The sequence below is a fragment of the Candidatus Kaiserbacteria bacterium genome (genome assembly GCA_016699245.1).
Classification (GTDB): Bacteria; Patescibacteriota; Minisyncoccia; order Phycocordibacterales; family UBA918; genus Damh-18.
Window position 1 is genome coordinate 856,810 of the sequence record CP064968.1, and the last position, 17,600, is coordinate 874,409.

Below are 17,600 nucleotides of genomic sequence, written 5' to 3' on the forward strand. Positions count from 1 at the left end.
GAGTTACCGTTTAAGATATATATGGTATCACGAAATAGTATTGGGTTTGAAAATGAAAACAATTTCAAGTATGTATATTTGAAACTCATCCACAACATTTTCTAAATAATCATATTGATATCAGAGTTCGAGGTGTATACTACACGCAGACAGAACGCAAAAATCTCCTACGAATGTAGGAGATTTTTGTATTTGGGTATTAAAGTAACCTTTTACTGCCATTTGCTCTTTTTTCTCAACTTCACTCTCTAGCATTTTGTTCGATTCAATATCGGCAGTCTGTTATAATTTTATAATCTATGACAAATCTACATAGTGTTTCGAAATTTGAAAGGCCTCGTGAAAAATTGGCAAAATATGGTGTTGGAAAATTAACTAACACTGAACTCTTGGCGATATTGCTTCGAACTGGTACGAAAGAATTAAACGTATTGAAGTTAGCTCAGGCAATTTTGCGCAAGTTCGAGGATACACAAATTGTTGATCTAACTATTGCAGATTTAAAATCAATTCACGGAATCGGTACGGTAAAAGCCTGTGAAATAATTGCTTGTTTTGAACTAGGGAAGAGAATGTTGAAAGATAAAAAGTCTACTTTGCTTTTAACCTCACAAGATGTTTGGGAACAAATGGCTGATATTCGTTCGAGTAAAAAAGAACATTTTGTGGTGTTCTATCTCGATACCAGAAATCAAGAAATCAAACGAGAAATTATTTCTGTAGGTACATTAAACGAAAGCCTGGTACATCCTCGAGAAGTATTTGAGAGCGCTATTAAATACAATGCCGCCGCGATAATTGTGGCGCATAACCACCCATCGGGCAGTATTGAACCGTCACAAGATGATATTGAAATCACAAAACGCCTGGTTCATGCGGGTAAAATACTCGATATCAGGGTTTTGAGTCATGTGATTGTGACAAATCAAATGCATGGTATTGTGGAGATAAATAACTAACTTTAGTGTATGGGGACCTATGAAACAAAAGAAAGTATTCTTGAACGAGCAGGTCTCGCTATTGATAAAAGCATACGAGATTTTATTCCTGTCGAAGAATTGCCGATAATCGAAGCAAAGGTAGCAGAATTAAAAAACAAAGGCTATCTAGGTAACCTAGTAGAGTGGTTTGTGTTTGGTAAGAAAGCAGATTCACTCAGTCAAGCTGATTTCCATATTGCAGATATTGAGCTAAAAACTACGCCGATTAAGCATAGTACGAAGCATACGTACGTTGCAAAAGAACGGCTCGTCTTTTCGATGATTGACTATCAAGCAATCCGATACGAAACTTGGGAGACAAGTTCATTTCTAAAAAAGAACAAGGTAATTTTACTGATGTTCTATTTATGGATGCAAAGCCAAACAGTTCTTGATTACAAATTCAAATTTGTGCATCTTCTCGATTTACTTGGCGATTTATCAGATGAGGATGTTTTACAAATTCAGAAAGACTGGGAATTTATCGTCGCAAAAATTGGAAGGAATGAAGCGCATCTTTTATCTGAGGGTGATACGTATTATCTCGGTGCTTGTACAAAGGCGGCGAACAGCAGGGTAGTACGGGAGCAGTCGCCGGGTCATGTACCAGCAAAACCACGAGCATTTTCTCTAAAACAACAGTACATAAACTACCTGATTCAAACAAAGTTATTACACCGAACTGTTGACGGTGATTCAATTTTCAAAAAGAGTAAAAAAGCCAAAACAGTTGAAGAAGCAGTAAACGCAAAGTTTGCTCCATATTTTGGTCAAACTGATACGGAGATTTTAAAGAAACTGGAAACAAATATCGGGAAAACCGCTAAGAGTTACAAACGTCTGGTTGTAAATAAAATTCTTGGAGTTGATTCAGATAATATTCTGGAACTTGAAAAGGCTAATATAACTCTTCGCGTCATTACGCTTGAAAGCAATGGAACATTAAAGGAATCAATTTCGTTTCCGGCTTTTGATTTTAAAGATTTGGTAACTCAGACATGGTATGACGATAAAGAAGAGGTAATGTCTGACTTTCATCTTCAGCTTGAAACAAAGAAGTTTTTATTTGTTGTCTTCCAAAAGCAGGAAAATACTGATGATATAGTTTTAAGAAAAACAATGTTTTGGAATTTTCCAATGCAGGATATAGATAAGGCTAAAGAAGTCTGGGAGATGACCATCACATTGATAAATGAAGGTAAAATTGTAAGAGAAATAAAGAAAAATAAGAGGGGTGAAGAAATAAGATATACCCATTTCCCAGGCTCTTCATTTAACGGTGTTGCGCATGTAAGACCACACGGAAGTACACGAGAAGATATGATTGAATTGCCTGTTGCAGACGAGTTGACGGGTATGAAAGAATACACAAAACAATGTTTTTGGTTGAATGCAAGTTATATACAACATGCAATTGAGAAAGATCAAGATTGATCATTCTTGTGTTGTTTGTTAAAATACCCCTATGAAGAAAATTCGTGTTGTTGAGTTATTCGCTGGTGTTGGTGGTTTTCGTCTCGGCTTAGAGGGCTGTGAAGGCAATTCGAAACCGCATCATGATTTTTTTGAAACTGTCTGGTTTAATCAGTGGGAACCAGCTACTAAACGTCAGTATGCTCATGAAACCTACGTTTCTCGTTTTGGTGAAGCCAAACACAAACACGAATTCACTAATATCGATGTAGCGCAGGTTACTGATAAAGTCCCAGAGCACGATTTGCTTGTGGGAGGTTTTCCGTGTCAGGACTACTCGGTTGCAAAGAATCTATCAGCATCGAATGGTCTTGAAGGTAAAAAAGGAGTGCTGTGGTGGTCAATTTACGATATTTTGGTAAAGCAGGACGACAATGCCCCGCAGTATTTAATGTTAGAGAATGTTGATAGATTGATTAGCTCGCCAGCGAAGCAACGTGGACGTGATTTTGCAGTAATCCTCTCATGTTTAAATGGGCTCGGGTACACTGTGGAGTGGCGAATTGTAAATGCTGGGGAATATGGTTTTCCGCAACGCCGCCGCCGTATATTTATATTGGGGTATAAGAACGGTTCTGCTGTGCAAAAAAAGTTTGCCAAAGTTGGTAATGTGGAAAAATGGCTATGTGCATCAGGTCTTACACAAAAAGCTTTTCCAGGTACATCATTGACTGGATTCAAAACCTTTGAGATTAATCGTGACCCGGCTGAAGTATCAAAGTCATTTAATCTAGAAGACTCTAAAAATTCACCGTTTATGAATTCTGGTGTAGCAGATAATTTTATTGTTACAACAATACGAATGTCTCCGATTTTTACGGGTAGGCAAATAGTTTTATCTGATATTCTTATTGATGAAAAGAAAGTGCCTGAAGAATACTATATAGACAAAAAAGATTTGGAGAAATGGGTGTATTTGAAAGGTGGAAAAAACGAAAAGAGAAAAGCTAAAAATGGTTTTGAGTTTACGTATTCTGAAGGTCCGGTTGGTTTCCCTGATGCTCTTAATAAACCATCTCGTACAATTATTACAAGTGAAGGAGGCTCAACCCCATCCCGTTTTAAGCATGTTGTGAAAACGAAAAGAGGTTTGCGGCGCCTAACCCCTATTGAACTAGAGAGACTTTGTATGTTTCCAGAAAATCATACCGAAGGAAATACTGATACTCGACGGGCTTTCTTCATGGGTAATGCGCTCGTAGTTGGTGTAATCGATAGATTAGGCGAAACGTTAATCAGGTTACATACTAAAAAGTAGAACAAAATTTCATTTACCTGATGATTTTCTTGAAATAAGATTCCTTAGGGAATATCTCTTAGATGTATACTACACGCAGACAGAACGCAAAAATCTCCTACAAATGTAGGAGATTTTTGTATTTATTCACTCGTTGTTTAAATATTTTTCAAAAATTTTTGTCTCTTGCTTTCTTCCATCCGTTCTATTGCGTAGCGTAAAGTAGTGCGAGGTAGGGAGTCGTAATATGAACGTAAAAACTCTTCGCACAACTGAGTATCTTTTTTCCACACTTCTCGGAGTGTCCAGCCGACAGCCTTCTGAGTCAGATCTTCTGTGTCACTCAAAAGTCTCTGGGCAATTTTCAAAGAAGAGTCGAATTTTCCCTCTCGTATGAATGCCATAGTAGAAATAATAGCCACTCGGCGATACCACATATTCTCTGAGTCAGAGAGTTTGTCTAAGATACTTTCATCTATTATCCCGTTTAGAATTGCATGTCCTAAGATTTTGTACGTAGAGAGATCCACTAAGTCCCAGTTGTTTATCTGCGTTAGATTCCGGAGATAAAATTTGACTATCCTGAGACGATCCGTATTACTTTTTGCTCGTTCATATTGTGCGACCAAGATGAGGGCTCCCACTAGCCTCTCCTCATGAATCGGTGAGTTCAATGCGTCTTGTACCTCAGACAAGGGTACATGTGCAAATTTTTTGACCACGGTACGTGCGTCGGGATTGCTGACCCCGATGAATTTGTCGCCCTCACCATACTGTCCCTTTCCCGTTTTGAAAAACCATTCATTCGTTTTCTTGCGCGAAGCACTCGCATATTTTTTCAGTTCTTTCAAAATGGCGCTCATATAGTTTTCTTTTCCTTTTTCTTCTTTTTCTTTGGCATAGGTAGGTGTGATGCAGTAATCTCTATGAGTTCAGAAAGCCACTCTCTGTCATCTATATGGTCTTCATCAATTTTCATAGAGACTTTCGCACCGTTGTACGCATACCCCTCCTTATAATATTTCCCAACAAATTCTTTCCCCTCATCGGTAATTTTTACATACAGCGTATCATCACAGACTAAGCCAACAACTTTACCATCACAATACAACGCGTATTCCCCGAACATCTTTCGAGCAGAAACATCCCCAGCCGAAGCCAGTTGATCTAAAATATAATCTATCGTTGCTTGTTTTGTTGCCATACGTATTTCGTTTACTCCAGTTATGTGCAAGAGGTCCAACCCTATCTTTATTATATATGGGATGTATACATAAAAACTTTGTTTTCACTCACTAGTTAATTGTATCAATTTCGAAGTGTACTTCCATACATCAAAAACGAACGCCTAATTAGGCGTTCGTTTACCGGCGGAGGGAGAGAGATTCGAACTCTCGGTCCGGTTTCCCGGACTCTTGTTTTCAAGACAAGTGCGATCGACCACTCCGCCATCCCTCCGTATATATTCAATTTTCTGCCTCACGATAGTACCAGAAAATTCTAGTAAATCAAAATCCTTTTGCATGGTATGCTATTCCCATGAAATTGATGGGAATAGATTATGGGACGAAGCGGGTGGGTATTGCGCTCACCGATGACAAGGGCATGATGGCGTTTCCGCGTGAGGTGCTCCCGAATGACGCATCCTTAATGAAGGGAATTGAGCGTATTGTTGCCGAGGAAAAGGTGGGGGTCATCGTGGTCGGGCATTCCCTTGGTCGCGACGGTGCTCCGAATAAAGTACACGCGGCAGTGGAGGATTTTATTCAGGACCTCACTTTGCATATTGGGCTACCCGTAGAACTTGAGCCAGAGCACTATACGACGCAAGAAGCGATACGCTTTCAGGGAAGGAATGAAATGACTGATGCGAGTGCTGCGAGCGTTATTCTTAATAGTTACCTGTTAAAAATAGAAAATAGAAAATAGAAAATAGAAAATAGAAAATAGAAAATATGGAATATATACGATACACACGATCTGTTACTAGTTATAAATAATGCACTATGATTAATTACGATGATTTTGCAAAGGTAGAAATACGGATTGGTGAAGTGGTTTCTGTGGAACTTATAGAGGGTGCAGACAAACTTCTCAAGTGTATGGTGGACGTAGGGGACGTAGACGCAGAAGGAAATAAAGTGCTACGCCAAATCCTTTCGGGTATCCGAGAGTACTTTGAAGACCCGCAGATCCTTGTGGGGAAGAAGTTTCCGTATGTGGTCAACCTCGAGCCACGCACGATTCGTGGGTGTGAAAGTCATGGCATGATACTCGCTGCGAGCAATGAAGGTGTGCTTGCGCTTCTAGAACCCACTGCAGATATTCCGGCAGGTACAAAAATAAAATAGTCGTGTGTGTGGAATGTGTGCGTGATACGCACACCGCACGTGTATAATGAAGGTACATATTTTGTATGACCGTTCTTTCTTCACTACAGCGGGTGTTCCCGCCACCTCATATTATGTCTTTCCCGTGCGTCGGGGTGGATGTTTCTGATACATCACTGAAGTATATTCAGTTTGAACGAGTGCACTCACATGATGAATTTCTCAATTTGCGCCATTGGGGTGATATCGAGATTCCCTCTGGGATTGTTGAGCGTGGAAATGTGCATGATGGCGCCAAACTAGCTGCAGTGCTCAGTGAAATGAAGGCGCATACCAACGCGCGCTATGTGAATGTGTCGCTCCCCGAAGAACGGGCATACCTTTTTGAAACCACACTCCCTGAAAATACGGGACGCAATGATATTCGTGGGCTCTTAGAATTTCGCCTTGAGGAAAACGTACCACTCTCACCACGTGATGCCTATTTTGATTACGCCGTTGTCGGGCATGATACCGAAAATCGCACCATGCGTGTTGCGGTGGCGGTGTACGCTCAATCGACTATCAATAGTTATTACGAAGCATGTATTCAAGCAGGACTTATTCCGCTCGCGTTTGAGATTGAGGCACAGGCGATTGCACGTGCCGCAGTGCCCAAAAGCAACCACGGTACGTATATGATTGTGGACTTTGGGAAAACGCGCATGGGTATTGGTATCGTACACCGTGGTGCATTAATGTATGCCTCCACCATCGATGTCGCCGGAAGCCAAATGAGTGCCGATATGCGTGAGGCTCTGGGCAACCTTGCTGAATCAGAACTCACCACAATTAAAAATACACGTGGACTGGTCCGTACAAAAGAAAATGGTGTTGTGGCAAGTATTCTTGAAAAGTATGCAGATATAATCGTGGATGAACTCAGTATTCGTATGCACTACTGGAATACGCGCGATATTGATCGGGAAGCACGCGAAATAAAAAAACTCATTATCTGCGGTGGCAGTGCCAATCTTCTTGGTCTTCCAGAATATCTTGCTGAAAAACTTGAAGTACCTTCAGAACGTGCCCAAGTATGGAGTAACGCTTTTCCACTCGACACCCTTATTCCACCGATTACCCGCAGGTACTCATATGGATATGCCACAGCAATCGGTCTTGCGCTCCGTAATTTCTTATAACTATGATTAATCTTATTCCACCAGCAGGATACAAAGTGCTCAAGCGCGAGTACTTACTGCGTATTGGCGCATCGTTTTCATTTTTGATGGCGGTAGTACTTTTTATCCTTACCGTCTCACTTGCGCCCACGTATATTCTCACGAGTGCACAGATTGCTGATTATGAAACCCGCATCAGTAGTGTGGAAGATGAAGCTGCAGTTTTTAAGGAGGCTGAGCGGCAGGTAACAGAAGCGCATATAGTACTTGCTCAGTTGCAGACTACAGGGAATACGGTCGTCACCTCAGATATTTTGCATGAGATTGAAAATGTCGCGCCAGAGGGTATTTCTTTTAAAACCTTTTCCATTTCTGCATCTGGACAAAATGCAACGCAGACAGTACAGGTACAGGGAGTTGCCCCCACACGGGAAGCGCTGGTTCAATTTAAGAATGCCCTTGAGAACACAACACTTTTCGATAAAGCCGAAGTACCGATTGCCGACCTTGCACGTGATGCAAATTTGCCATTTGCGATTACTATTTCCCTCCAAAAAGCACCATAACATATGAGAACTTCTTTTACTTACAAGAGCACGCACATCATTGCTATAATTGGCCACTCATTTTTTGTGGGAAGTGCGCTTTTGCTTTGGGTGTTCTTTACTCAGGTAGAACAGCATAAAATACATTTACGTGAATTGAGCGAAACGTATGCGCGTATAGAGCAAAATCGAGATATATTTGCATCACTCGTGATACGTCTCGATGAGACACGCAGTGCGCGCGAGTCCCTGCAAAAACATATTTTGCCCCAGGATGGTGTTATTGACTTTCTCACGCTCATTGAGAATATTGGAAGGGAACAACAGGTAGTCTTAAAAACAAATACTATCATCGTTCGTCCTTTAAATACTACCTTTGAAACAATGGTGGTAAACATCTCTGCAGAAGGCTCATACGCATCCCTGACAAATACATTGAAAATTTTTGAGCACTTGCCCTACCAAGTTTCAATTCGTAATGTGCAGTTTACAAACGAAGAGGACGAAACTGATATGTGGTCGAGCACGTATGATATAGAAGTCACTCAATTTAATTAATATGAAGTTTAATTTTAAAACACAACTGAAACAGCGAATTCGCTCGTTTGAAGAGGAGAAAGATTCTCACGAATATATGCATCCACAGAGGGATTGGATGTTAATTTTAGGAAGCGCTGTGTTTGTATTTTTAGGAGGTGTAACGTACAGCGCTTTTGATTTTTATACGCAGTTTGTGATGCCTCCTGAGCCGTCACTTGTTGAAGATAAAGTGGTTCGGTATCGTGATACCGCGATTCTTGAAGTTGCGAAATTATACGATGATAGAGAACAACTGTTTACAACACTCAGAGCCGATAAGCCACCCGTCTCCGTGCCCATTGAGGTGCCTGCCACCACTACTGCCGAAATAAAGATTGAAGAGGCCCCACCACTTGCAGAGGAGGGTACTCCTCTGTACACTGAAACCGCTCCGACCCTGTCCCCATAGTTCAATGGATAGAACTGCGGACTTCTAAGCCGTTATTCGAGGCTAAACAGTCTGGGAGACTGTTTAGGAGGTTGTCGACAGTTTCGACCAAAGGAAGAAACTGTCATACAACCTGAACAGTTCATGTAATGAAAGATTCCGTAAAGGAATAGAACATAGTACGATACAATATTGCCTCGGTAGTTAAATGGATATAACTGCGGACTTCTAAGCCGTTATTCGAGGTTCGATTCCTCGCCGAGGCACAAAAACAGAGCGACGTCTTTGCATTTGATACAATAATATAACTATGAACATGTCGATATTTTGGACAATACTCGGGGTCTTACTTCTGTGCATTCTTGCATATTTTCTCTTGCGAGATGATACACGTATTATTAATTATCCCCCGAAGGGGGGTCCCATTGTTGCATTTGGCGATAGCCTGGTTCGTGGGGTTGGCTCTCCGGAGACAGAAGGCTTTGTGCTCACACTCGCATCAAAAATTGGTGAGCCAATTATTAACAAAGGAGTTCCCGGAGATACTACTACTGATGGTTTAGCACGCATTGATACTGTTCTTGAAAGTAACCCACGCATTGTATTAGTACTCCTCGGAGGGAATGATCGTCTGCGACAGATACCCACCGAACAAACGCTCGCAAACTTACGAATGATTATCTCCAAGATACAAGAGAGTGGTGCAGTCGTTGTGCTCCTCGGTGTACGAGGGAATCTTTTGACTGGACGATTTGATGAAGAACTTGAGAAACTTGCTCACGAAATGGGGGCGGTATTTGTGTCCAACGTGCTTGATGGTATCTTCGGCAATCAACAGTTAATGTTTGATTCTGTGCACCCAAATAAGGATGGGTATGCGCTTATCTCTGAGAAGGTGTATGAGGTGATTGGAACTGTGTTACGGTAGGGTTGGATTGTAAATATGGTTTCGTGGTCACAAGTTGCTAATTGATTTTTTTCGCTTCGGAACTTACACACAAATAGAATTTCTTGGTCTCCTTTTTCATTATGAAAGAAAAAGGAGACAGACTCAGAAAATATAGTCGCTACCGCTCGTTATTTTCTGGTCACCCCGCCTCGGCCATTTTTATTTCTACGAAGGAAATAAAAATATGCCTGCGACTCGCACAAAGGCACGAAAGCAAAGCAGTTTGCTTTCTAAATCAAATACCCACCCATTTTAAAATGGGTGGGTATTTGATTTACCTTTGTGCGCGATAAGAGACTTGAATCTTACAGATTCTGTTCAGGTTGCACCACAAGAGTATTTCATTTTTCTAATTCGTAAACTCATAAGAAAAATTGGTCATATGACACTTTCTTCCGTTGGTCGAAATTGTCGACAACCTTTTTAAGTCTCTGGCTTAAAAACTAAATACCCCCAGAAAAAATCTGGGGGTATTTAGTTTTGTGCACCAAGTATCACCCCAATTGAACTTTTTGATTGTATTGTTGATGAGTATGATTTATTTGTTGCCTGGAACGTTGAAATGCGTAATTTCTTCGCCATTGAAAGAATCGAGGAAGAGACATCGGTAACGTATTGAGCTTGTCTGATATGAATAAAATGGTCTTTTGATACATTAGGGTAATTCTATTGAACTTTGGTACTATTATCATAATGAAACCCGACAAGAAAAAAGACGCACTGACTGACGTTGTAGATATTGCAACTTCACCTGCAAGCAATAATTCGGACTCGAATTTGAGCGAAGGGCAAACAGTTGCTTCGTCAGGCGAGGTTATTACTTTAGGTTTTGAAAATCAGATTGATAAGTTGGCCCGTGATTTAGTAAGTAAAGCAAGAAAGAAGAAGTAATTTTATATAAAAAAGCCACCCTTCCGCCGAAACGAAAGGGTGTACTTTCAGTTTCGTCGTGGGTGGCGTCAGCGTACGGGTGGATAGACCAGGACTCGGTCTTGCAATGAGACAGACCCAGCTGAAAGAACGAATCCCATCACGCCACGTTTGTTCTGTGCTTCACGAATGAATCTGGTCTTGAGCCCTTCAATGCCGTGATGGGCTTCGAGCCGTTCACCCACAGTTCGACATGGACCATTTTCTTCCCAGACTGCCAGAATGGCTTGCGTGACGTTGCCGTCTGCCATATGTGCAGGGAAGACAAGTCGTGTGCCAGGTTCCAGCTTGGAAAAGTTGGGGATGCCCGAAATCGTGATGTTTTCGAGTAGGCAACCGAGAGGAATGTCGTGGCCAAGAGCTTGCTCAACCTCAGTCATTTCCTCCAAGGACAAGCCAGTCCAGCTTCGCCAATTGAACACCTGGGACCCTTTCATCAATCCCGAAGTTCTGATGTAGTCGCCGTCATGTCCGCTCAAACGGCGGTCGAAACCAGCGTGGTTGTCGCCGATTGGGCCGTCAAGTTCAAACTTGATATTCAGAACTCGTTCACCGTTGATTGCCAACGAGCTTACGAGTCCAGTAGCGATTGGATTGATATTTGGCACGGGACACCTCCTATTGGCGTGCTGTCAGAAGAGCATTGTCTGCTACTTCTGCCATGGTTTCGTAGAAAGGAAATTGCTTTCCTGTGGCTTCACTCAACTCGAACAGAATGACATCGAGTCCATGGAAACGACGGTCACCGCCGACCACAATGCGTGCGTCCATCATTTCGGCGTAAGCAGTGAATTTGCCAATCTCACGCCGAGTATCCATGGCATACGGTTCAGGCCCTGGATGTGGGTGTGTGGAGCTTTCAAGGCCGAGCCAGAAGATGACACAGCCAGGCACGTTCGCCTCAAGACCAGCTTGTTTGAGGTAGTGGCGTTCCCACACCAGTTGTCGATTATCTGCCTTCGAGAACGGCTGGTGGAAGTGTTTTGCCAACCGATGCTCGTCATTCCACCGCGATGGGCAAGCAATGAGAGCGGAAGGTTCACGACTGATGATGTGTTCGACCATACTTGACTGCCAATCGTCACCACCGCGAATCGGTCCTGCCAAGAAAAGCAGGGGTGATTCATTCGTTGGTGAAAGTGGCACGATTTGTTTCGGTACGTAAATGGTCATCGGTTCTTCTCCTATCAATGAGCTGTGAATGGGGGAACTTATAGGACTTTCAAGGTCCTGAAGCTGGTCGCACAATATAATGAAAATGGCAGTTTGTAAAGTGTGGGACTCCTGTATAATACAGCTAATATGGCAAAAAACATTACAGGCGAATATGTTTCAAAAAATCTTTCAGCTAAAGAGGTTTACGGCTATAAAGACGAACACAATGAGGTTTCAGTTGAAATTGTAAAAGAGGTATACAAAAAGAAACATCTCATCGTTCACTACCCGTACAATAAAACAAATGGCAGTCCTGCTTATAAGTTTGTGCGTGGGATACATTACATCGGATTCTCTCCAGACGATATAAATGGTGTAAAAAAAGCAAAAAATAGAGGATATGGATTTACCAAAGATACAAGCGCACTCATTTATTTTCTTGAACAGGATTATCCAACCATCAATCAAATCTGGATTACTAAAGATGGAGAATCCGAATATCAAAAACAGAAAGGGATTCTGATACTCAATAAAGATGATTTTTACAATTTGTATCTTTCTATAAAACCAGAAAATGACCGACATTCCAAAGAGCGAAACAATCTCGCAAAAGATTTCTTGGCCAGCACGCTTCCAAAATTGTTTGATAAAAGTAAATATGAATATGTAAAAGGGGAACTCCATTCACTTCTCCAAAAAATAAAAACTCACAATGGAAAATTGTCTGATTCTGACCTGAAGTCATTATCTTCGGCTATTGAAGAAGGGCTGTTTGACGTCAGTCAACGGGTGCTGATAGATACTAAAAAAGGCATCGATAAGATTTATATTGAAACAGTTTTGGAAGAATTTGATAAATTGTCTGGGCAGACAGGCGAAACAAAAACATTAGAGAAAAAATGGCAGGACTTTTTCAAGAAACATAGCTGGATATTCAGTTTTGTTTTTGCGCATCCAGTCGTATTTCTCCAAAAGGAGATGTATGTGGGTGGTATGAAAATGAGTGGCAAAGGTGCTACTTATGCAGATTTTGTATATAAGAACAAGCTTACAAAAAACACTGCCGTTGTAGAAATAAAAACACATGCATCCATACTTATGAGCGCATCTCCTTACAGGAAAGGTGCTGACATCTATTCAATTCAAAGTGGTTTGTCAGGAGCAATTGTACAGGTTTCGGACCAAAAGGATAAGATATTGAAAAATTACAGCCACCTTGGAGTTTCAGAACCCTTCAACCCCAAATGTATAGTTATTGCAGGTTCAACGACTGAATTCAAAGGTAAGGGAGCAAAACGTAAGATAGCAAGCTTTGAGCTTTTTCGAAGTTCGTTGAGTGGTGTTGAGATTGTGACTTTCGATGAAATAAAAGAAAAGATACTGCTTCTAAAAACACAGATTGAATTGAATTAGCTTACTTGCTAACAAGTGATAACAAGGGTTCCTCGCTGGTATCAGCCGAGAACAGCCAAGAGTTTGCCTGAAAACAGGCAATAACAGGTGCTCGTTTCTTTTGTTGCTAACAACAAATAGCAACAAAACCCTTTTAGCTGAAATTCCTCACTATTAGTACTACAATGGGGTAATGCAAGAAATCAAGACAACGGCAGACCTGAAGAATGTCTTCAGTAGTAAGTTCAATAACGATAAGTCAGAAAATCAGGAAGAGTTTTACCGTTACGCAATTTACGTCCGCAAATCGACTGATACTGAAGATAAGCAAGAGCGGTCCCTTGGTGACCAATTAGCTGATTGTGAAGAGTTGGTCCTTCGCCACTCACTTCGTGTCGTAAAAGTGATACAGGAGTCGATGTCAGCCAAGGAGCCAGATATTCGACCAAAGTATCGTGAGATGATGAACGACCTTCAGGCGGGTAAGTATGATGGCATCATTGCGTGGCACCCAAACCGACTGTCACGAAATATGCGTGAAGCGGGTGAAATTATCGACCTGCTCGATAAGAACATCATCAAGGACCTCAAATTTGTTTCTTACACGCACACAAACGATGCCAGCGGTAAAATGTTGCTTGGTATTACTTTTGTAATGTCGAAGCAATTTTCGGACAATTTGAGCGACAGCGTTACGCGGGGTAACCGAAGAAGTATTGAAGAGGGAAAGTACATCAACAAAGCCAAGCATGGATATAAAAAAGACCGTAATGGCTATTTACGGCCAGATGGCAAAAATTTTACTTTAGTTACCGAAGCGTTCCAGTTGCGGTTGCAGGGTAAAACAATTGATGAGATTGCGACTTTCCTCAATAAAAATGGATACTCACGCCAAAACTCTATATCAGGGAAGAGTTACACGGCCCACATGCAAAAAGCTATGGCAGGGAAGTTTATGAGGGACCCTGTTTATACAGGTGTGATGGTGTATGGAGAGACAGTGGTGGACCTGACAGAAGTATATGATTTTGTGCCAGCTGTCAGTGTTGAAGATTTCATGAAAATAAATCGTCTGGAAAAGAATTCAGACATAATAAAGTTAGCAAAATCATTCAAGCGAACTGGTGGGGTGAAAGCAGACCTGCTTCGAGGAAAGGTTTTGTGTGCAGGATGTGGCGAACAGCGCATGGCTGGTATTACTACCAAAGAATTGAAGAGTGAAGCGAAGAACTATTTTTATTACCGTTGTGATACTGAAGGGTGTCCGTTTGAGAATAAATCTACCCGTGCCAAAGTGATACTTGATTTTGTTATGGATTACTTCAAGAAGAGGCCGTTCTCAAACGTAGATGCGTACCAGCACTATAAAGTGGAAATGGTTCGCGTGATGAATCAACGCCTCAAAGAGAAGCAGGACCTTCTTCGTGTGAAGAAATCAGAATTGGCAAAACTACAAAGTCGTATAGTCGACCTGAAGTCCGCGATGGTTTTAGAAAAGGATGAAGAGGTAAAAGGTTACCAAAAAGAAGATTTTCAGAAGACGACTGACAGGGTAGTGGTTGTAAATGCTGAATTTGAAAAGTTAGAGAAGCAAATCGAAGCAGTGAAGGGCACCCCGATGACTTATCAGGAATTCCTTGAACTTTTTGATAATATGGCTTCAATACTGAAGAAAACTACTAAAATGAGTGATTTGGACACCTTACTGCAAAAGTTCTTCTTGAACTTTACTATAAACAAAAAATCCGTTGAGGAATATACCCTCAACGAACCTTTTGCTTCACTTGAATCTATTGAAACATCAAATGTTTCTCTTGGTGCGCGATAAGAGACTTGAACTCCTGACCTTCTCGGTGTAAACGAGCTGCTCTACCAACTGAGCTAATCGCGCATGTGTTTATTCAGTAAGCCAAAGTATATCGAAAATGTGGCATTATGCAACATGCTTCGCATTATGCGGTATACTCATGACTATGTTTTCAGAAATTCATTGTATGGTGAGTGGAAAAGTGCAGCGCGTGGGATATCGTGATTGTATTGAAGGATATGCAAAAGAACACGGACTCTATGGTTGGATTAAAAATCATGAGAACGGTGCAGTGGAGATTGTGCTCCAAGGAACACCTGATGAACTGAAAGCGTGCATCGAGATACTCAACCAAGGGTCGTCACTTTCACGTGTGGAGAATATGGCAATTGATTGGCGTTCTCCAGAAATGACTTTTGATGAGTTTAAAGTGCTCTAGCAATTCAACTAGTAATTATTAAGAACAAAAGTGAGATTGATGTAGTTGTATGTATATATGAACGAAGAAAAAATACCACAGTGTGTCGGGTTTATTATGGACGGGAACCGTCGCTGGGCAAAAGCGCAGGGTCTTTCGACTCTTGAAGGACATGCCCGCGGGTACGAACAGATGAAACGTATCACTGACTCTGTATACAGTGCCCATATACCACACATGGTGTGTTACGCGTTCTCAACGGAGAACTGGAAACGCACCGAAGAAGAGGTGGGTTACTTGATGCGCCTTCTTGAAAAGGCGATACACGAATTTCCCGATTTGCTTAAGCAAGAAGGGAAGCAGGCAAATATCCGTGTCATAGGTGAGCGTTCACACCTTTCACAGGGCCTCCAAAACGCTATTTTTAAAATGGAAGCGAGGAATGTGAAGTCTCCACAGCTTACTGTTTGGATTGCACTTTCATACGGAGCACGTGCCGAGATAGTGGACGCGGTGAATCGTGCGCTTCTTATAGGTACCCCGGTGACCGAAGAATCCTTTGGAGACCTTTTGTGGACTAAGGGCATGCCCGACCCCGATCTCATTATCCGCACAGGTGGGGAAAAACGTTTGTCCAATTTTCTCGCATGGCAATCAACATACAGTGAATTCTTTTTTGTCGACACACTATGGCCGGACTTTGGAGAATCTGAGTTTCAGAGTATTCTAGAACAATATGCTAAACGAAAACGCCGTCACGGTGCCTGATATTGAAGTCCTCTATGAGGATGACGATTGCGTGGTGATACATAAGCCATCAGGCCTTGTAGTGCACGAGGATGGGAGGAGTGGAGAGCCGACGGTGGTGGATTGGCTTCTTGCCCGCACGCCACAGGCGCGCGGAGTGGGGGAACCTGGTCTTGCACAAGACGGCACTCCTCTCAAGCGCTCGGGCGTAGTACATCGCTTGGACAGAGATACTTCTGGAGTACTTATTCTTGCAAAAACACAAGAAGCATTTCTTTTTCTTAAAGAGCAGTTTCATGACAGACACGCACAGAAGGAGTATCGTGCATTTGTATACGGAACGATGAAAGAAAAGTGGGGTACTGTTGATCGCTTTATCGGGAGGAGCAACAAGGATTTTCGTTTACGCTCAGCAGAGCGTGGTGCGCGTGGTACGCTCAGAGAAGCAAGGACAGACTGGGAACTCATTGGCCAAAATAGCACCCATGCGTATCTTAAAATTACCCCAAAGACCGGCCGTACACACCAGATTCGTGTCCACTTACGCTCGATTGGGAGACCGATTGTGGCCGATACGCTCTATGCAACAGAAGATACGCGGGGGAAAAGTAACCTTGGCTTCAAAAGACTCGCTCTCCACGCTCACCGTATTACCCTTACACTTCCCACCGCCGGCGAACGCACTTTTATAGCGCCATTACCCCCCGATTTTATCGAGGCGGCCGACGGTATTGCGACCGCATGATTCCTGTGTTAAAGTACAGCACGTTTTAAAATCTAGTATTAGAAACGCGGATTTAGAGTAGTAACCAGTATTAATCGTATTATGAATACAGCAATAGCAGGAATCACAATTTCTTCCGTCAACATGGAAGATCGCAAGAACCTTGATATCAAGGCGGGGGACATCGTGCGTGTTCACCAGAAGATTGAAGATAAGGGCAAGACACGTATCCAGATTTTTGAGGGACTCGTACTTGCGCGCAAGCATGGTGCTGAGGCAGGTGCCACCTTTACCGTACGAAAGGTTGTTGATGGAATTGGTGTAGAAAAAATCTTCCCACTCTACTCTCCACGTATTGATAAGATTGAGATTGTACGTCGCAGTACAGTCCGTCGTGCAAAACTCTACTACATCCGCGAGAAGGTTGCGCGTGAGGTTAAGCGCCAGATGCGTCGCATGCGCCTCATGAATGTGTCTTCAGAGTCTGAAATTGAAGTGAAGGCAGATCGCGACCGAAAGGCTGCAGAGGAAGCAGCAGCAAAGGCAGCTGAGGAGGCTCGCCTCGCAGAGGAGGCAAAGGTACAGGCTGAAGCCGAGGCCGCACTCAAGGCAGCAGCAGAAGCAAAGGCCGCTGCAGAAGCCGAAGCAACACCCGCTCCTGAAGTGGTAGCAGAAGTAGTTGCAACTCCCGAAGTAACAGCAGAAACTGTAACCCAGGAGGAGACTAAATAAGTATTTGGAATTGGAATGAAAAACGCGCGCCCCTACGGGGCGCGCGTTTTCTAT

At 42.4% G+C, this 17,600-nt stretch carries 21 protein-coding genes and 3 tRNA genes; 18 read left to right on the plus strand and 6 right to left on the minus strand.

The window, feature by feature from the left end; all coding sequences use genetic code 11:
• The first annotated feature begins 299 nt into the window (after positions 1-299).
• From radC to dcm, 3 genes are read left to right on the plus strand one after another with little or no spacing between them, the layout of a single operon-like run.
• On the plus strand, positions 300-959 hold the full coding sequence (gene radC / locus IPH92_04330) for a DNA repair protein RadC (protein ID QQR64758.1): 660 nt from the start codon (positions 300-302) through the stop codon (positions 957-959).
• A gap of 9 nt (positions 960-968) precedes the next feature.
• Positions 969-2,414 (plus strand): DNA mismatch repair protein, encoded by a 1,446-nt coding sequence (locus IPH92_04335; GenBank protein QQR64759.1) that lies wholly within the window; start codon positions 969-971, stop codon positions 2,412-2,414.
• Between the two features lie 31 nt (positions 2,415-2,445).
• On the plus strand, positions 2,446-3,711 hold the full coding sequence (gene dcm, locus IPH92_04340) for a DNA (cytosine-5-)-methyltransferase (protein QQR64760.1): 1,266 nt from the start codon (positions 2,446-2,448) through the stop codon (positions 3,709-3,711).
• Positions 3,712-3,848: 137 nt separating this feature from the next.
• On the opposite strand, the gene IPH92_04345 is transcribed toward dcm, so the two are convergent.
• From IPH92_04345 to IPH92_04355, 3 genes are all read right to left on the minus strand, one after another.
• On the minus strand, positions 3,849-4,553 hold the full coding sequence (locus IPH92_04345) for a DNA alkylation repair protein (protein QQR64761.1): 705 nt from the start codon (positions 4,551-4,553) through the stop codon (positions 3,849-3,851).
• On the minus strand, positions 4,550-4,894 hold the full coding sequence (locus tag IPH92_04350; GenBank protein ID QQR64762.1) for a TfoX/Sxy family protein: 345 nt from the start codon (positions 4,892-4,894) through the stop codon (positions 4,550-4,552). Before IPH92_04350 ends, IPH92_04345 begins: the two co-directional genes overlap by 4 nt.
• 167 nt (positions 4,895-5,061) lie before the next feature.
• Positions 5,062-5,148: transfer RNA gene (locus IPH92_04355), tRNA-Ser, on the minus strand.
• An 81-nt stretch (positions 5,149-5,229) separates the two neighbouring features.
• Between IPH92_04355 and ruvX the strand changes: the two genes are divergently transcribed.
• The 9 genes from ruvX (at position 5,230) to IPH92_04400 (ending at position 10,532) form a co-directional block, all read left to right on the plus strand.
• On the plus strand, positions 5,230-5,619 hold the full coding sequence (gene ruvX, locus IPH92_04360; GenBank protein QQR64763.1) for a Holliday junction resolvase RuvX: 390 nt from the start codon (positions 5,230-5,232) through the stop codon (positions 5,617-5,619).
• 77 nt (positions 5,620-5,696) lie between these two features.
• On the plus strand, positions 5,697-6,041 hold the full coding sequence (locus tag IPH92_04365) for a hypothetical protein (protein ID QQR64764.1): 345 nt from the start codon (positions 5,697-5,699) through the stop codon (positions 6,039-6,041).
• 113 nt (positions 6,042-6,154) lie between these two features.
• Entirely contained in the window at positions 6,155-7,201 is a 1,047-nt protein-coding gene (pilM, locus tag IPH92_04370) for a pilus assembly protein PilM (protein ID QQR64765.1), read from the plus strand.
• A 2-nt stretch (positions 7,202-7,203) separates the two neighbouring features.
• Positions 7,204-7,746: a PilN domain-containing protein gene (locus IPH92_04375; GenBank protein QQR64766.1), complete on the plus strand. Its 543-nt coding sequence runs from the start codon at positions 7,204-7,206 to the stop codon at positions 7,744-7,746.
• Positions 7,747-7,749: 3 nt separating this feature from the next.
• Positions 7,750-8,283, plus strand: a complete 534-nt coding sequence (locus tag IPH92_04380) for a hypothetical protein (protein QQR64767.1) — start codon at positions 7,750-7,752, stop codon at positions 8,281-8,283.
• Between the two features lies 1 nt (position 8,284).
• A complete protein-coding gene (locus IPH92_04385; protein QQR64768.1) occupies positions 8,285-8,713 on the plus strand; it encodes a hypothetical protein in 429 nt (142 codons plus the stop codon).
• A gap of 173 nt (positions 8,714-8,886) precedes the next feature.
• Positions 8,887-8,958, plus strand: a tRNA-Arg gene (locus IPH92_04390).
• Positions 8,959-9,002: 44 nt separating this feature from the next.
• Positions 9,003-9,620: an arylesterase gene (locus IPH92_04395; GenBank protein ID QQR64769.1), complete on the plus strand. Its 618-nt coding sequence runs from the start codon at positions 9,003-9,005 to the stop codon at positions 9,618-9,620.
• Positions 9,621-10,334: 714 nt separating this feature from the next.
• Positions 10,335-10,532 carry a hypothetical protein gene (locus IPH92_04400; GenBank protein ID QQR64770.1) on the plus strand — a complete coding sequence of 66 codons (198 nt, stop codon included), beginning with the start codon at positions 10,335-10,337 and terminating at the stop codon, positions 10,530-10,532.
• Between the two features lie 68 nt (positions 10,533-10,600).
• Here IPH92_04400 and IPH92_04405 read toward each other — a convergent pair whose 3' ends face one another.
• On the minus strand, positions 10,601-11,179 hold the full coding sequence (locus IPH92_04405) for a hypothetical protein (protein QQR64771.1): 579 nt from the start codon (positions 11,177-11,179) through the stop codon (positions 10,601-10,603).
• Between the two features lie 10 nt (positions 11,180-11,189).
• Positions 11,190-11,744 carry a hypothetical protein gene (locus IPH92_04410; protein QQR64772.1) on the minus strand — a complete coding sequence of 185 codons (555 nt, stop codon included), beginning with the start codon at positions 11,742-11,744 and terminating at the stop codon, positions 11,190-11,192.
• A gap of 129 nt (positions 11,745-11,873) precedes the next feature.
• Here IPH92_04410 and IPH92_04415 point away from each other — a divergent pair, with 129 nt between their 5' ends.
• The gene (locus tag IPH92_04415) at positions 11,874-13,139 is read left to right on the plus strand and encodes a DUF4263 domain-containing protein (GenBank protein ID QQR64773.1); all 1,266 of its coding nucleotides are present in this window, start codon (positions 11,874-11,876) and stop codon (positions 13,137-13,139) included.
• A gap of 172 nt (positions 13,140-13,311) precedes the next feature.
• A complete protein-coding gene (locus tag IPH92_04420; protein ID QQR64774.1) occupies positions 13,312-14,946 on the plus strand; it encodes a recombinase family protein in 1,635 nt (544 codons plus the stop codon).
• Here the strand turns inward: IPH92_04420 and IPH92_04425 are convergent.
• Positions 14,934-15,009, minus strand: a tRNA-Val gene (locus IPH92_04425). The two genes, IPH92_04420 and IPH92_04425, sit on opposite strands and share 13 nt — an antisense overlap.
• 82 nt (positions 15,010-15,091) lie before the next feature.
• Between IPH92_04425 and IPH92_04430 the strand changes: the two genes are divergently transcribed.
• The 4 genes from IPH92_04430 to rplS all read left to right on the plus strand — a co-directional run bounded on the left by IPH92_04430 (position 15,092) and on the right by rplS (position 17,546).
• Positions 15,092-15,364, plus strand: coding sequence for an acylphosphatase (locus tag IPH92_04430; protein QQR64775.1), 273 nt, complete (start codon positions 15,092-15,094; stop codon positions 15,362-15,364).
• A gap of 57 nt (positions 15,365-15,421) precedes the next feature.
• The gene (gene uppS, locus IPH92_04435) at positions 15,422-16,111 is read left to right on the plus strand and encodes a di-trans,poly-cis-decaprenylcistransferase (GenBank protein ID QQR64776.1); all 690 of its coding nucleotides are present in this window, start codon (positions 15,422-15,424) and stop codon (positions 16,109-16,111) included.
• Positions 16,080-16,835 (plus strand): RluA family pseudouridine synthase, encoded by a 756-nt coding sequence (locus IPH92_04440; GenBank protein ID QQR64777.1) that lies wholly within the window; start codon positions 16,080-16,082, stop codon positions 16,833-16,835. The genes uppS and IPH92_04440 overlap by 32 nt, the downstream gene beginning before the upstream one ends.
• Positions 16,836-16,958: 123 nt before the next feature.
• Positions 16,959-17,546 (plus strand): 50S ribosomal protein L19, encoded by a 588-nt coding sequence (gene rplS / locus IPH92_04445; GenBank protein ID QQR65456.1) that lies wholly within the window; start codon positions 16,959-16,961, stop codon positions 17,544-17,546.
• The last annotated feature ends 54 nt before the right edge of the window (positions 17,547-17,600 follow it).

Excerpts from the sequence above, each read along its gene's own strand:
- radC (QQR64758.1), top strand. The coding sequence starts at position 300 with ATGACAAATCTACATAGTGTTTCGAAATTTGAAAGGCCTCGTGAAAAA.
- IPH92_04335 (QQR64759.1), top strand. The coding sequence starts at position 969 with ATGGGGACCTATGAAACAAAAGAAAGTATTCTTGAACGAGCAGGTCTC.
- dcm (QQR64760.1), top strand. The coding sequence starts at position 2,446 with ATGAAGAAAATTCGTGTTGTTGAGTTATTCGCTGGTGTTGGTGGTTTT.
- IPH92_04345 (QQR64761.1), bottom strand. The coding sequence starts at position 4,553 with ATGAGCGCCATTTTGAAAGAACTGAAAAAATATGCGAGTGCTTCGCGC.
- IPH92_04350 (QQR64762.1), bottom strand. The coding sequence starts at position 4,894 with ATGGCAACAAAACAAGCAACGATAGATTATATTTTAGATCAACTGGCT.
- ruvX (QQR64763.1), top strand. The coding sequence starts at position 5,230 with ATGAAATTGATGGGAATAGATTATGGGACGAAGCGGGTGGGTATTGCG.
- IPH92_04365 (QQR64764.1), top strand. The coding sequence starts at position 5,697 with ATGATTAATTACGATGATTTTGCAAAGGTAGAAATACGGATTGGTGAA.
- pilM (QQR64765.1), top strand. The coding sequence starts at position 6,155 with ATGTCTTTCCCGTGCGTCGGGGTGGATGTTTCTGATACATCACTGAAG.
- IPH92_04375 (QQR64766.1), top strand. The coding sequence starts at position 7,204 with ATGATTAATCTTATTCCACCAGCAGGATACAAAGTGCTCAAGCGCGAG.
- IPH92_04380 (QQR64767.1), top strand. The coding sequence starts at position 7,750 with ATGAGAACTTCTTTTACTTACAAGAGCACGCACATCATTGCTATAATT.
- IPH92_04385 (QQR64768.1), top strand. The coding sequence starts at position 8,285 with ATGAAGTTTAATTTTAAAACACAACTGAAACAGCGAATTCGCTCGTTT.
- IPH92_04395 (QQR64769.1), top strand. The coding sequence starts at position 9,003 with ATGAACATGTCGATATTTTGGACAATACTCGGGGTCTTACTTCTGTGC.
- IPH92_04400 (QQR64770.1), top strand. The coding sequence starts at position 10,335 with ATGAAACCCGACAAGAAAAAAGACGCACTGACTGACGTTGTAGATATT.
- IPH92_04410 (QQR64772.1), bottom strand. The coding sequence starts at position 11,744 with ATGACCATTTACGTACCGAAACAAATCGTGCCACTTTCACCAACGAAT.
- IPH92_04415 (QQR64773.1), top strand. The coding sequence starts at position 11,874 with ATGGCAAAAAACATTACAGGCGAATATGTTTCAAAAAATCTTTCAGCT.
- IPH92_04420 (QQR64774.1), top strand. The coding sequence starts at position 13,312 with ATGCAAGAAATCAAGACAACGGCAGACCTGAAGAATGTCTTCAGTAGT.
- IPH92_04430 (QQR64775.1), top strand. The coding sequence starts at position 15,092 with ATGTTTTCAGAAATTCATTGTATGGTGAGTGGAAAAGTGCAGCGCGTG.
- uppS (QQR64776.1), top strand. The coding sequence starts at position 15,422 with ATGAACGAAGAAAAAATACCACAGTGTGTCGGGTTTATTATGGACGGG.
- IPH92_04440 (QQR64777.1), top strand. The coding sequence starts at position 16,080 with ATGCTAAACGAAAACGCCGTCACGGTGCCTGATATTGAAGTCCTCTAT.
- rplS (QQR65456.1), top strand. The coding sequence starts at position 16,959 with ATGGAAGATCGCAAGAACCTTGATATCAAGGCGGGGGACATCGTGCGT.